This is a genomic window from Nocardia pseudovaccinii NBRC 100343 (assembly GCF_001613225.1).
Lineage (GTDB): Bacteria > Actinomycetota > Actinomycetes > Mycobacteriales > Mycobacteriaceae > Nocardia > Nocardia pseudovaccinii.
On the sequence record NZ_BDBY01000095.1, the window covers coordinates 1 to 12,724 of the forward strand.

The window sequence follows — 12,724 nt, forward strand, 5'->3', positions numbered from 1 at the left end:
GGTTTCCACCCGGTCGGGCAAGGTCATCGCCGCGGTCGTGCTTGCGTGCCCGTCGGTGAGCTCGAGCCGCCAGCGCCTCGTCGATCTCGTGCCCGACGCCAGGGCGACCGCGATCGCGATCGCGGAGAACTTCCCCTGACGGCGGGACGGACGGCCGGACCTCACATATGAAGGTCCGGCCGGTTGGGTCAGGCCCGCATCCATCCGCCGTCGACAACCAAGGTCTGACCGGTAATGAAGGCCGCGTCGTCCGAAGCCAGAAACGCCATCGCCCCGACCAGCAGGCTCCTGGGTCCGTTTGATCGCCTGCATCTGGGCGAGCGCATCGAACCATTGCGCTGCGGGGCCGCTCTCGGTGGTGGCTGTTCGCACCAGACCCGGGGCGATCGTGTTCACCATAACCCCGTGCTCGCCGACCTCGGCCGCGAGGGACCGGGAGAACCCGATCACCCCGCCCTTACTCGCGGTGTAGTGCGTGTTGAGTCCGATCCCGGAGTGGAAGGTATTCGAGGAGACGCTGATAACGCGACCCCAGCCCCGCTGGACCATGCCGGGAACGAAGGCTTGCCCGAGCAAGAACATCGAGTTGAGGTTGACGCCCAGCACCCGCTGCCATTCCGCCCAGCTCATCCCGATGAAGGCGGTGGCCGGGTAGATCCCCGCATTGTTCACCAAGACGTCCACGTGCCCGAGCTCGCCCTCGACCTCGGCGGCGAATGCGCGCACGGACTCCGGCGAGGAAACGTCGCAATGGGCAGCGAACCCTCGGCCGCCCGCCTTCTCGATCAGCCGTACGGTCTCGTCCGCAGGGCCGACGTCGGCGACGGCAACCGCATGTCCGTCCTCGGCCAGGCGCTCGGCGAACGCCTGCCCGATCCCGGCACCGCCTCCGGTGACGACGGCGACGCGCCCCGTCGCGTTGCGCGTGGTCATGCGAACACCGGCGCCAAGTCGAAGAAGACCCGGTATTCGTCGATCAGGCCGGTGCCACCGACGGTCCAGATCGACACCACCGGGATCGAAACCTTTCGACCATCCTTACGCGTGTACGTGACCGCGAGTTCGACGATCGTGTCCTTGCCCACGACCCACTCGTTGACGATGTCGTGTTGCATCCCACCGATCGTGCCGAAGAAGCCCGCGCAGCCCGCCTCAACGGCATTGCGGCCTTCGAGAGCGGGGACATTGCCGAAGGTGATCTTGCCGTCGGGCGCGAAATACTCGGCAAAGCCCTTGGCGTCGAGAGAGTCGACCGCCTGTAATGCTGCGGCGGTCAAAGCGCTGGTCATGGTGGATCCTTTCGGGCGGAAGTGCATACACATTGACCGTTGATAGTGATGCCGGTCACGTCGGATGCTCGGAGATTTCACCTAGCGGAACGAGTCCTCGGCAGGGCTACCGACTTTTGCTTTCAGCGTGGTGCCGCCGTCTCTGAGTGCATACAGTTACCTCTTGTGCACTCCCCCACCACTCAGTCCCCCGGTATCCAAGTTGCTGACGCCGCGCGAGCTTTGGCCGCGTTGGGGCTCGTCGACGCGTTCGGGCACGTGTCCGCCAGGGACGCCGACCACATGGTCATCACCCCTGCGGACGATTTGGCGACCGTCACGGCTTCGGACTGCCTCCGCGTCCCGTTGACCGCCACCGCATTGCCATCCCGGTGCCCGGCCGAAGCATGGGCCCACCTGGCCCTCTACCAGCGCTACCCGGCGACCGGAGCGATCGCTCGTGCGCAACCGGCGGCGTCGCTGGCCGTCGGCATGCGCACCGACCGCGTCGCCCCGACACATGGTCAGGCATGCTGGCTCGGCGACTCCATTCCGGTGTATCCGTCCGCGCTGCTGGTCCGCGAGGCCGACCGAGGCCGCGGGCTGGCCGAGGCGATGGGGTCGTCGGACGCGATGATTCTGCGTGGCAACGGTGCGATCGCGATGGGCAGCGACCCGGCCACGGCAGTGGCCACCATGTCGGTGCTGGCGGCGACGTGCACCGTCTGGCTCCAGATGGGGGGCGAACCCGTCGCGCCCCTCTCGGCAGCGGAGATCCGCTCCTGGCAGGCCGTCAAGCCGGAGTTGCTGCCCCGGCTGGGAGCGCACCTACTACGTAAAGCGGCAGGTGGCCCGGCTCGCTGAGCCGGGCCACCTGCTGACGACGGTCGAGAAATCAGGTCGCGGACAACGCGATGGGCGCTTCTCCACGCGCGACGCGACGCATGGCATTGAGCGTGGCGCCGACAGCCGCTACGTAGTGTGTCGTGGTCTGCTCGGCATACGCAGACTCCTCGGGTGAACCGCTCTGCGCGTCGGCCAGCACCAGCGCGAAGCTGAACCGGAGGAACAGGCCCTCCGCGTCCTCCTCGATGTCATTGGTGATCGTGCCGAGGACCGGACCCGAGAGGCGCGTGAACACCACCCGCCGCTGAGGCTGCATGGCGATCCGCTCGATGTAGCGGTCACCGAACACCTCGATCTCACGCTCGAAAGTCTCGTCGTCGAGACGAGCGGTGATCTCGCAGTGCGTCATGACCGGCACGAAGGGCAGCGCGTTGTTGGCCTTCATTACCAGTCCCCGCCACACGGCAGTCCGATCGAGAGTGGGCTCGCCCGGCTCGTTGACCGGGAGGCGGTGGGTGACGTAGATCATTTACTGACTCCTTGCGCGAGAGCGTCTTCGGTGGAAATTTGGTCGTGCACGCTGGCTATGTCCAGCTCACCCCAGCCATCGGCCATGGCTTGGTCGAATACCGCTTTGGCCGCCTCGAAAACCGGCCGACGCTCGCCGAGATCGTGCAGGTGCACCTCGATCTGATCGAGGATCTCGTGCAACGTCGCGATGGGCCCGGGGGCCGGCCGCCATGAGCGGTGCGCCATGCGGGGACCTCGCTGCGCGAGCAGCGCCGAGCCCGCGATGGACGACTCCAGGGTGTGCTGCACCAGGTCCAGGTCCAGGTTGTTGCGGCGCGCCAGCACGATCGCTTCCGCCGCCGCGACCGTATGGGTCGCGACCAGCATGGAGGAGATGTACTTCAGGTGGGTGCCGGTGCCGAAGTCACCGGTTCTGACCCAGGGCCCCGAGATGGCGTCCAGGACATCGGCCACCCGATCGATCACCTGCACTGCTCCAGAGGCGAAGACGGTGGCCAGACGCGGGCCGACCATCGCGGGACTACCGCTGATCGGACAGTCGAGCATGCTGGTTCCGACGTGCTCGAGCTGACGCATCAGTTCGAGTTTGCCGGTGACCGGGATCGTGCTCATCTCGATGTGGACCGTCCCGGGGCGCATCGTCGACAGCGTGCCCTCGGGCCCGAGGATGACGTGCTCGACATCGTCCTCGGTCGGCAGGATCGACACGATGACCTCGCACGAGGCGGCCAGGTCCGCCGGTGACGACGCGAGAGTGCCTCCCACGGCCTCGAGCTCGGGACACTCGACGCTGCGCCGGTATCCGACGACGTCGAAGCCGCGGCCCAGCAAGTTCTCGGCGATCGGCAGGCCCATCTTGCCCAGGCCGATCACCCCGATAGTTCTCACATTCGTCACATCCTCACGGATTTTCGGGGGTGGACGGCTACGCAGACGCCGCAGCCCATCAATACTGTATGCACTTTACTCGGCCATCACGAGAAACAGAAGGAATATGTATACACATCGCTTAAGCTATGGCCATGAGTCGCAAAGTGCTCGTCCCGCACATCACCAAAGTGGACCTGCCCGAGGCACGTCAGGCGATCCCGCACGTACACGCCTACCTGCGCGAGCGGATTCTCGACGGCACGCTGCGACCTGGGACGAAGCTCTCACAGGTATCGCTGGCCGAGCAGCTCGGCGTCAGCCGCACGCCGTTGCGCGAGGTGCTGCGGATGCTGCAAGAGGAAGGCCTGGTCCAGATCGAACCGAACCAGCGCACCCGCGTCTCCATACTCGACCCTCGTGAGCTCGACGAAATCTATGCGAGCCGAGTCGTGCTCGAGTCGCTTGCTGTGGCCATGACCGTCGGCAACTTCGACGCCGACGCCCGACAGCAGGCGGCTGAGCAGCTGGCGGCCATGCGAGTAGCCGCGCAGGCCGGTGAGACCGAGCGCTGGTTCGTCATCCACTCGGCGTTCCATCGCACGATCACCTGCGGCGCCAGCGACACCATGCAGAAGCAGTTGCGGCAGCTGGCCGACCGGTGTGTCCGGTACATCCGGATATACCAGGGTGGCGAGCCGAACAGCTGGCACAAGGCCGGTGATCACGAGCACGCGCAGATTCTGTCCGCGCTGGAGGAGGGAACCAAAGCCGTGGCCCAAGCCCGCATGGCCAGCCACTTGGCCCACACCGCCCTCAAAGTATTGAGCGATACCTCGCCCGACTACCAGCCGACCGCCGTGCCGTTGGCACTGGAGATGGTCGGCGTCCCGGACTGACGGTGCGAAGACAGGCTCAGCCGAGCGTGGTGACGTCCAGGTCGCCGTCGGCGTACCGGCTGCGCAACCGCTTCTTGTCGAACTTGCCCACGCTGGTCTTGGGAACCTCCGCGATGAACGTCCAGCGTTCGGGCAACTGCCACTTCGCGAACTTGTCGGCCAGGAATTCGCGCAGCTCTTCCGGCTTCGCCACGGTGCCTTCGGCGAGCACGACGGCCACCAGGGGACGCTCGTCCCACTTCTCGTCCGGCACGCCGATCACGGCGGCCTCCGCGACCGACGGGTGCCCGACCACGGCATTCTCCAGATCCACCGAAGAAATCCATTCACCGCCGGACTTGATCACGTCCTTGGAGCGATCGACCAGAGTGAGATAGCCGTCCGGGCTGATCTTGCCGACGTCGCCGGTGCGCAGCCAGCCGTCGTCGAACTTCTCCGGGTCCACCGGAGTGCCGTCCGGCGAGTAGTAGGAGCCGGTGATCCACGCGCCGCGCACTTCCAGCTCACCCAGCGACTCCCCGTCGTTCGCAACCACGCCGTGGTCGCCGACCAAGCGCGCCCGCACCCCGGCCGGGAACCGGCCCTGGGTCACCCGGTAGGTCCACTTCTCTTCCTCGGTCACCGCGGTGGCGGGCGGATGGGCGACGCTGCCGAGCGGCGAGGTCTCGGTCATGCCCCACGCGTGCAGCACCCGCACGCCGTGCTTGTCCTCGAAGGTGCGCATCATCGTCGGCGGAACGGCGGAGCCGCCCACCACGACCGAGCGCAGATGCGTGACGTCCTGCGGCTCGGCCGCCAGCGCCGCTAGCACGCCGCCCCAGATGGTCGGCACCGCGGCGGCGAAGGACGGCTGCTGTGCGGCCATGCATTCGAGCAGCGGACCCGGCTGCAGAAACCGGTCCGGCATGAGCAGATTCGAGCCGGACATCAGCGCCGCGTACGGCAGGCCCCAGGCGTTCGCATGGAACAGCGGCACGATGGCCAGGATGGTGTCGGTTTCGAACAGGCCCATCCCGTTGTTCGCGCTGACCTGCATGGCGTGCAGCCAGTTGGAGCGGTGCGAGTACACCACGCCCCTCGGGTCGCCCGTGGTGCCGGAGGTGTAGCACATCGCGGCGGCGGACCGCTCGTCGATCACCGGGAAGTCGTAGATGTCCGGCTGCGCGGCCAGCAGTTCGGGGTAGGAGTGCACCTCGACGCCCTCGGGCGCGGTGAGCGTCGCCGCGTCGCCATTGACCACGACGACGTGGCGGACCGTCTTCAGGTGCGGCAAGATCTGACCGAACAGCGGCACCAACGTGCCGTCCACCAGCACCACTCGGTCTTCGGCGTGGTTGGCCACGTACACGACCTGTTCGGGGAACAACCGGATGTTCAGCGCATGCAGCACCGCCCCCATCGCGGGCACCGCGATGTAGGCGACCAAGTGCTCGTTGTTGTTCCACATAAATGTGCCGACGCGATCGCCGACGCCAATTCCCAAGCTGCGCAACGCATTTGCCAAGCGTGCCGATTCGGCGCCCAGCTCGCGGTAGGTCATGGTGCGTACGCCGGTGCCGGTCCAGGTCGAGACGCTGGAATCGCCCATGAATGTCGATGCGTAGCGCAGCAACGTCGCCAGCGACAATGGCTCGTCCTGCATAGTGCTGAACATCGGAACTCCTCTTTCTTCGGTGACTTCCCCTCAGAAGGCCGGTCCGTTCAGCCACCTTCGGGTTTGGAATGTGATTCCGGAGAGCAACCCGATCCGCCGCACCACTCGGGAGATTGGAATCGGTTTGCCGCTGGTGAGCGCAGCGCAGGACAGCGCGCGCTCAGGGGCGGCCCAGGCCGCGTTGTCGGTACAGCCGAGATGGCCGAAGGTGCGCGTGGTGTCGGGTCCGAATAGGGAACACTCGGCCGCCGAGCATCAGCCCGTACCCGAAACCGAATTTCTATGGGTCAGGCTCGATACGGGATTGCGGAACGAGCGCTGCGGCGATGGTGTCCGGCCGCAACATGCGCACGCTGTCGAGTTCGCCGCCACGGCGGAAGATCTCGTAGCGGCGGGTGAATTTCAGAGGGCCCCGCGAGCGCGGGGCTCAGCCAGGTCAGGCTTCGGACAGGAACGGTTCCACGACGCCGAGGAACTCGGCGGTTTTCTCGATCATGGTCCAGTGGCCGCAGTTGCCGAGTACGTGCAGCCGGACGTCGGGTAACAGTTCCAGCAACGCTCCGGAGGATTGCTTCCACGGCACCACCCGGTCGTCACGCCCGTGGATCATCAGCGTCGGCTGCGCCACCTGCGCCAGCTCGGCCCCCGAGAGTGCCAGGTCATCGACCCAGCGCTGGCGTGGTTCGGGGAACATCGCGGCCCAGGATTCGGCGACAGCCGACTCGGCACTGGCCCCGTAGCGCATCTGGACCAATTCATCGGTGATCAGCCGCCGATCGTAGGCGAACAGCCCGATGATCTCGCGCATGTTCTCCATCCCCGGCCGGTAGCTCCAGACTGTGTCGAGGCCCTGGGGCAGCGCCATCGCGACACCCATCGAGCCCATGAGGACGAGGCGGCGAACGGCTCGGGGGCGCTCGGCGGCGAGCGAAAGGGCGATTGCCCCGCCCATCGAGTTGCCGATGATGTCGAAGGTCTCGATGCCGAGTTCGTCCATCAGCACGAGCGCGTGCCGGGTCCATGCCTGCCGACCCCACGTGCGCGGCCCACCGGTGGCTGTGCCACCGAAGCCCAACTGGTCGGGGGCGATGACACGCCGGGTCTGCGACAGGGATGGCAGCACGGGACGCCAATTGGCCGCGGCGCTGACGCCAGGACCGGATCCGTGCAGGAGCAGCAGCGGCGGCTGTGCACGCTCGCCGCTCGGTTCCCCGGTATCGATGACGGCGGTGCGCACCCCATCGACCTCGATCGATGCGGTCAGCTGATCGCTGGTGACGGTCACTTGTCAGCTCCTCGTGGGGTGGAATGAGTTCCGGTCATCGGGGCCGGGCGTTGCGTCGAGACCCGCTTGACCGGGCCCAGCCACATATCGATCGACCCCGGTTCGTCCGGATCGAACGTGCGCGGTCGCCAGGCCGCGTCATCCTCGATGCGACGCACCCCGAACGAGTACTCGTAGGTGAAACCCTCGGGGCCGAGAAAGTAGAGGAACACCGCTGTCGACTGCGGGTGGCGACCTGGACCCATTTCGATCTCGACGTCGTGCTCCTGCAGGAAGTGCCAGGAACGGAACACGTCGTCGATGGACTCGACCTGGAAGTTCATGTGGCACAGACCAGCGCTCTCGCCCTGGAAAACGGCGAGCTTGTGGTGCACGGGATCGATCCGCATCAGGCACGCGGCGTCGCCGATCCAATCCGATACGCGGGCATTGAAATGCCCGTTCCAGAACCGGTAGGCCTCATGTACATCCGGCGCGTCGAGGCAGAGGTGCCCGAACTCCGTGATGCCTGCCGGTCTACTGAAAGCGACCGGGCGGGTGATCGTCTCCTGCTGGCTGACCAGCTCGATGCGATTGCCGAAGGGGTCGTCGAAGCCGACGAACTCGGCCACGCGCCGCGAACGAGCCTCCTGCTTCGACCCGCGCCGCACCGCGAAACCAGCCCGCTCGAGATCGCTCTCGGCCGCCTCCAGCGCATCCGAGTCGGCGACGGTGAACCCAGAGGCCAGCACCCCCGACACCCCCTCGACCAGAGCGAGACAGTGGTGGCGGGAGTCGGCGCGAAGGTGTGCGACGCCCGGTTCCGTCTGGTCGGCGAGCTCGAGACCGACGATGCGAGTCGCGAAGTCGACGGCGGTCTCGAGATCGGCGACTCCTGACCGCACGTAGGCGATGTCGGTCAGCGTGATCATGGGTTTCCTCTCCTGTGGAACCTTGCCGAACGCGCGCTGTCAGGAGTCGATCGCGTCGGGGATGAGGTTCTTCACCAGCCCCGGCTGCAGATAGCCGGTCTCCCCGTACCGAGCGACCAGCGACGCGTTCTCGGCCAGCAGCTTCTCGATCGGTTCGGTGAGGTCGATCGCCGCCAAGAATGGCTGACGGGCGGGCAGCCCGGTCTGCCAGTACACCTCGCACCGGTTGCCCTCGGGATCGAAGAAGTAGATTCCGAACGCGTTGCCGTGCGTCACGATCATGTCGAAGTCGACATCGTGCTCGATGAATCTGCGGTGGAACTCGAGCAGCTCGGTCAGATGATTGACGCGGAATGAGACCTGCTGAATGAGCTTGGTGCCCTCGTCGGCGCGCGCCACGGTCCGGCCTTCGATGAGCTGGAACTCGTGGTGCTCGAAGTTCGGTCGAGCACTGAAGAACCGCATGCCCAGATTCAGATCCTCGTCGGTGACGGTAAGTCCGAGGACATCGCGGTAGAACGCGGTACTGGCCTCCAGGTCATTGCAGAAAACTCCGAAATGACCGAGTTCAGCGATCGGCATGGTGAACCTTCCTTCCTATGGGTGGCGGCCGGGTCATGTGGTGGTCGATGAATTGCGCCTCGAACGGCCCTGCTGAGAAGTCCGCATGTGGGTCACTCCTATGCGCTATTTCGACCGTAATGTGTATGCACTTTCACTGTCAAGGTTCTTTGGATGTTGACGTTGGGCTCAGATTGCATACAGTTTTGGGATGGATTCATTGCCAGCTACCGGACACGAAGTTCCGGATCTCACACGGCTCCTGGGCCGGGACTACTGGGTGGTGACCTCGACCCCGATAGACGGGACAACCGCCGATGACATCGCCGCCCGCGCCCCAGCGCACATCGCATGGCTGCTGGACCTCGAGGAACGCCACCTCGTCTTCCTGTCAGGCCCCCTCGTCAGCGGCCCCGGCGCGGGCCCGGGATCGGGCGTCACGGTCTTACGCGCCTGCGACGAGGCCGAGGCAACCGCCATTGCCTCGGCGGACCCCTTCGTCACGGCGGGTCTGCGTACCTTCGTTGTTCATCAGTGGCGCCTCAACGAGGGCAGCGTCTCGATGCGCCTGTCACTCGGCCGCGGTACCTACGAATGGCAGTGAGCGAGTTGGGCATTCGGCCTTCCTATGAGGTTCGGGCGGCCGACAGGTCCAAGGCGATATCGATGATCATGTCCTCCTGTCCGCCGACGAGCCCGCGGCTGCCGACCTCGAGGAGGATGTCGCGCACGTCGATGCCGTATCGCTCGGAGGCGGCTTCCGCGTGGCGCAGGAAACTCGAATACACGCCCGCATAGCCGAGTGTGAGGGTCTCGCGGTCCACGCGCACCGGCCGGTCCTGCAATGGACGAACGAGGTCGTCGGCAGCGTCCTGCAGTGCGAAGAGGTCACATCCGTGCTTCCAGCCGTACAGGTCGGCGACGGCGACGAAAGGCTCGATAGGACAGTTGCCTGCGCCCGCGCCGTGGCCCGCCAGCGATGCGTCGACCCGCGTCACTCCCTCCTCGACCGCCACCACGGAGTTGGCAACCGCCAGCGACAGGTTCTCGTGCGCGTGAATGCCGATCTCCGTAGCCGGGCTCAGCGCGTCGCGATAGGCGCGAACGCGCTCGCGGACGCCGTCCATCGTCAGCCGCCCCCCGGAGTCGGTGACATACACGCAGTGTGCGCCATAGGACTCCATCAGCGCCGCCTGCTTCGCCAGTTCGCCGGCCGGGGCCATGTGGCTCATCATCAGGAAGCCGGACACGTCCATGCCGAGTTCGCGGGCCGTGGCGATGTGCTGCGCGGAGACGTCGGCCTCGGTGCAGTGCGTGGCCACGCGGACGGAGCGGACGCCGAGTGAGTACGCCTGCTTCAGGTCATCGATGGTGCCGATCCCCGGCAACAACAACGTGGTCAGCCGAGCGTGCTCGATATTGGCCGCGGCGGCTTCGATCCACTCCCAGTCGGTGTTGGATCCGGGTCCGTAGTTCAGGGAACCGCCAGCCAGGCCGTCACCGTGCGCGACCTCGATGCCATCGACACCGGCGGCATCGAGCGCGGCCACGATCGCGGCGACATTCTCCGGTGTGATGCGGTGCCGGACGGCATGCATGCCGTCACGCAGCGTCACGTCTTGGATGAACAGGTCGGCGGTCATCGGGTTTCTTCCTTCCGCTGGGCGATGCGCTCGGCCATCCGCACGGCGGCAGAGGTCATGATGTCGAGGTTTCCGGCGTAGGCAGGCAGGTAGTGGGCAGCGCCCTCGACCTCGAGGAACACCGACACCTGATGGGTCGGCACGGTGCCGGTACCCTCCCGCAGCAGCGTGTGTACCGGTTGGCCATCCGGGATCGGGCTGATCTGGACCGCCTGCTTGAGCCGGTACCCGGGCACATAGGCGGCCACATCGCCGACCATCTTCTGCACCGATGCGGTGATCTCGGCATGGACCGCCGCGTCGGGCGCCCGAACGAGGCACAAGACGGTGTCGCGCATGATCAACGGGGGCTCGGCGGGGTTGAGGATGATGACGGCTTTACCGCGCTCCGCTCCCCCGACGCTGGTGATGGCATGCGAAGTGGTCTCGGTGAACTCGTCGATATTGGCGCGCGTGCCCGGGCCCGCCGACTTCGACGCGATGGACGCCACGATCTCCGCGTACGCGACCGGCACAACGCGCGCGACAGCCGCCACGACCGGGATCGTCGCCTGACCACCGCAGGTCACCATGTTCACGTTCGCGGCGTCGATGTGCTCCTCGATGTTGACCGCCGGAACCACGAACGGTCCGATCGCCGCCGGGGTGAGGTCGATGAGTCGCTTGCCGTACGGCGCAAGTTCGGCCGCGTTGGCCTCGTGTGCCTTGGCCGACGTCGCGTCGAAGACGATCTCGATATCGTCGAATCCGGCCAGGTCGATCAGGCCGCCGACCCCCTCCGCCGTGATGGGTACGCCGAACCGGGCCGCGCGGGCCAGGCCGTCGGAGTCCGGATCGATGCCCACCATGGCGCCCATCTCCAGGTGCTTCGAGAGCCGCAGCACCTTGATCATCAGGTCGGTGCCGATATTCCCGGACCCGATGACGGCGACCTTGGTCTTGCCGTCGTGGTTCATGCGGCCTCTCCCGCGTAGATGTTGGTTGCCTGGCTGGGGGTTGCGCCGCCCGCGAAGCGGGCCTGGACCGCGCCCAAGCCGCTGATCTCCGCGATGACGTGATCGCCGGCGACTACCGGTGCCATCGGGCCCAGCGCGCCCGAGAGAATGATCTGGCCGGCCCGAAGCGGATCGCCGAACTCTCGGGCGGTCCGGGCGAGCCAGCGCAGGGCTTCGAGCGGGTCGCCGAGGCAGGCGGAACCGGTACCGGTGGACACTTCACGTCCGTCGATCCGCATGCTCATGGTGACGTCGACCGGCCGGAACTCGTTCAGGTCGCGGCGTGCACTGCCGATCACGAACAGGCCGCTCGACGCGTTGTCGGCGACCGTGTCCCCGTAGGTGATGTCCCACCCGGCGATGCGGCTGTCGACGATCTCCAGGGCGGGCGCGACGTACGCGACAGCGCGACCCACCGACTCGATATCGAGCGGTCCGTCGTCGAGGTCCCTGTCCAGGACGAACGCGATCTCCGCCTCGACCTTCGGCTGGAGCAGCCGGTCCATCGCCACGACCTGCTCTTCCGAGCACTGCATGTCGGCGAAGAGGACGCCGAAGTCCGGCCGGTCGACGCCGAGCTGGGCCTGCACTGCCGGTGAGGTCAAACCGATCTTCCGACCGACCATGACGGCGCCGACGGCGAGCCGGGCGGCGGTCAGGCGCTCCTGGACGGCGTAGGCGGCGCCGACGTCGGTGCTGCCGATCAGATCACGAACCGGCGCACAAGGCTGACGGTTCGCTGCTGCCCGAATCAGGCGGGCCGCGGCAGCCTCGACCACGTCGAGCCCGGATCCCGGGCTGTTGTTCACAAAGGACATGGAACACACCGTGTCCCATCGATGCGCGGCATGGCGATGGTTGAGTTCCGGTGAGCCGAACTCGACCACAGTCGCTTTCCCGCGTCGACCGTTCCGCGCCAGCTGCCCTGGCTTGATGCGCGCGCCATGAATTAGCCGAGTAGTGGACTACGCGCGAGTTCTGCACTCTCCTTGGCCAGAATTGGACAAGTCCGCGCGATCGGCACTCGGTCTATAGAGCGGGGAGTTGAGCGATGTGTGCGAAGGCTGCGGAGACTCGCGCTCTGCACGCTCTCGAGCAACCGGCGTCTTACGACTACGACGCGTTCATCTCCTATGCCCATGAGGATCGACTGGTGGCTGCGGGGATCCAGAAAGGACTCCACCGCATCGGCCGGCGAGCCGGCCACTTGTACGCCCTGCGGGTGTTCCGCGACGCCACCGATCTGACCGCCAGCCCGGATCTG

Annotated in this window: 15 protein-coding genes; 4 read left to right on the forward strand and 11 right to left on the reverse strand. The window is 66.3% G+C overall.

What is annotated here, in order from left to right; genetic code table 11:
• Nucleotides 1–933, reverse strand: a 933-nt coding sequence (locus tag NP3_RS10255) for an SDR family NAD(P)-dependent oxidoreductase (RefSeq protein WP_218024837.1), incomplete at its 3' end; no start/stop codon positions are given.
• Nucleotides 930–1,289, reverse strand: a complete 360-nt coding sequence (locus tag NP3_RS10260; RefSeq protein WP_063040087.1) for a nuclear transport factor 2 family protein — start codon at nucleotides 1,287–1,289, stop codon at nucleotides 930–932. The genes NP3_RS10260 and NP3_RS10255, both read right to left, overlap by 4 nt.
• A gap of 165 nt (nucleotides 1,290–1,454) precedes the next feature.
• Between NP3_RS10260 and NP3_RS10265 the strand changes: the two genes are divergently transcribed.
• On the forward strand, nucleotides 1,455–2,132 hold the full coding sequence (locus tag NP3_RS10265) for a class II aldolase/adducin family protein (RefSeq protein WP_218024838.1): 678 nt from the start codon (nucleotides 1,455–1,457) through the stop codon (nucleotides 2,130–2,132).
• 31 nt (nucleotides 2,133–2,163) lie between these two features.
• On the opposite strand, the gene NP3_RS10270 is transcribed toward NP3_RS10265, so the two are convergent.
• Nucleotides 2,164–2,643, reverse strand: coding sequence for an SRPBCC family protein (locus tag NP3_RS10270; RefSeq protein ID WP_063040071.1), 480 nt, complete (start codon nucleotides 2,641–2,643; stop codon nucleotides 2,164–2,166).
• Nucleotides 2,640–3,533 carry an NAD(P)-dependent oxidoreductase gene (locus tag NP3_RS10275; protein WP_157124237.1) on the reverse strand — a complete coding sequence of 298 codons (894 nt, stop codon included), beginning with the start codon at nucleotides 3,531–3,533 and terminating at the stop codon, nucleotides 2,640–2,642. Before NP3_RS10275 ends, NP3_RS10270 begins: the two co-directional genes overlap by 4 nt.
• Before the next feature lie 134 nt (nucleotides 3,534–3,667).
• Between NP3_RS10275 and NP3_RS10280 the strand changes: the two genes are divergently transcribed.
• Complete coding sequence (locus NP3_RS10280) at nucleotides 3,668–4,411, forward strand: GntR family transcriptional regulator (RefSeq protein ID WP_063040091.1); 744 nt, start codon at nucleotides 3,668–3,670, stop codon at nucleotides 4,409–4,411.
• 16 nt (nucleotides 4,412–4,427) lie between these two features.
• Here the strand turns inward: NP3_RS10280 and NP3_RS10285 are convergent, their stop codons facing one another.
• From NP3_RS10285 to NP3_RS10300, 4 genes are all read right to left on the reverse strand, one after another.
• Entirely contained in the window at nucleotides 4,428–6,065 is a 1,638-nt protein-coding gene (locus tag NP3_RS10285; protein WP_063040075.1) for a long-chain fatty acid--CoA ligase, read from the reverse strand.
• A gap of 436 nt (nucleotides 6,066–6,501) precedes the next feature.
• Nucleotides 6,502–7,350: an alpha/beta fold hydrolase gene (locus NP3_RS10290; protein WP_063040077.1), complete on the reverse strand. Its 849-nt coding sequence runs from the start codon at nucleotides 7,348–7,350 to the stop codon at nucleotides 6,502–6,504.
• Entirely contained in the window at nucleotides 7,347–8,261 is a 915-nt protein-coding gene (locus NP3_RS10295; protein ID WP_063040079.1) for a VOC family protein, read from the reverse strand. Before NP3_RS10295 ends, NP3_RS10290 begins: the two co-directional genes overlap by 4 nt.
• Nucleotides 8,262–8,300: 39 nt before the next feature.
• On the reverse strand, nucleotides 8,301–8,843 hold the full coding sequence (locus NP3_RS10300) for a VOC family protein (RefSeq protein ID WP_063824733.1): 543 nt from the start codon (nucleotides 8,841–8,843) through the stop codon (nucleotides 8,301–8,303).
• A 190-nt stretch (nucleotides 8,844–9,033) separates the two neighbouring features.
• On the opposite strand from NP3_RS10300, the gene NP3_RS10305 reads away from it, so the two are divergent.
• Complete coding sequence (locus NP3_RS10305; RefSeq protein ID WP_063040081.1) at nucleotides 9,034–9,426, forward strand: YciI family protein; 393 nt, start codon at nucleotides 9,034–9,036, stop codon at nucleotides 9,424–9,426.
• Between the two features lie 22 nt (nucleotides 9,427–9,448).
• Here the strand turns inward: NP3_RS10305 and dmpG are convergent, their stop codons facing one another.
• The 3 genes from dmpG to NP3_RS10320 are packed head-to-tail and all read right to left on the reverse strand — an operon-like array spanning nucleotide 9,449 to nucleotide 12,278.
• Nucleotides 9,449–10,465, reverse strand: coding sequence for a 4-hydroxy-2-oxovalerate aldolase (gene dmpG, locus NP3_RS10310; RefSeq protein WP_063040083.1), 1,017 nt, complete (start codon nucleotides 10,463–10,465; stop codon nucleotides 9,449–9,451).
• Nucleotides 10,462–11,421, reverse strand: coding sequence for an acetaldehyde dehydrogenase (acetylating) (locus tag NP3_RS10315; protein ID WP_063040086.1), 960 nt, complete (start codon nucleotides 11,419–11,421; stop codon nucleotides 10,462–10,464). Before NP3_RS10315 ends, dmpG begins: the two co-directional genes overlap by 4 nt.
• A complete protein-coding gene (locus NP3_RS10320) occupies nucleotides 11,418–12,278 on the reverse strand; it encodes a 2-keto-4-pentenoate hydratase (RefSeq protein ID WP_063040093.1) in 861 nt (286 codons plus the stop codon). Before NP3_RS10320 ends, NP3_RS10315 begins: the two co-directional genes overlap by 4 nt.
• Before the next feature lie 233 nt (nucleotides 12,279–12,511).
• On the opposite strand from NP3_RS10320, the gene NP3_RS10325 reads away from it, so the two are divergent.
• Nucleotides 12,512–12,724: toll/interleukin-1 receptor domain-containing protein (locus NP3_RS10325; RefSeq protein WP_157124238.1), on the forward strand; the 213-nt coding region annotated here is incomplete at its 3' end.

Coding starts and splice junctions, on each gene's coding strand:
- NP3_RS10260 (WP_063040087.1), bottom strand. CDS start 1,289: ATGACCAGCGCTTTGACCGCCGCAGCATTACAGGCGGTCGACTCTCTC.
- NP3_RS10270 (WP_063040071.1), bottom strand. CDS start 2,643: ATGATCTACGTCACCCACCGCCTCCCGGTCAACGAGCCGGGCGAGCCC.
- NP3_RS10280 (WP_063040091.1), top strand. CDS start 3,668: ATGAGTCGCAAAGTGCTCGTCCCGCACATCACCAAAGTGGACCTGCCC.
- NP3_RS10285 (WP_063040075.1), bottom strand. CDS start 6,065: ATGTTCAGCACTATGCAGGACGAGCCATTGTCGCTGGCGACGTTGCTG.
- NP3_RS10295 (WP_063040079.1), bottom strand. CDS start 8,261: ATGATCACGCTGACCGACATCGCCTACGTGCGGTCAGGAGTCGCCGAT.
- NP3_RS10300 (WP_063824733.1), bottom strand. CDS start 8,843: ATGCCGATCGCTGAACTCGGTCATTTCGGAGTTTTCTGCAATGACCTG.
- NP3_RS10305 (WP_063040081.1), top strand. CDS start 9,034: ATGGATTCATTGCCAGCTACCGGACACGAAGTTCCGGATCTCACACGG.
- dmpG (WP_063040083.1), bottom strand. CDS start 10,465: ATGACCGCCGACCTGTTCATCCAAGACGTGACGCTGCGTGACGGCATG.
- NP3_RS10315 (WP_063040086.1), bottom strand. CDS start 11,421: ATGAACCACGACGGCAAGACCAAGGTCGCCGTCATCGGGTCCGGGAAT.
- NP3_RS10320 (WP_063040093.1), bottom strand. CDS start 12,278: ATGTCCTTTGTGAACAACAGCCCGGGATCCGGGCTCGACGTGGTCGAG.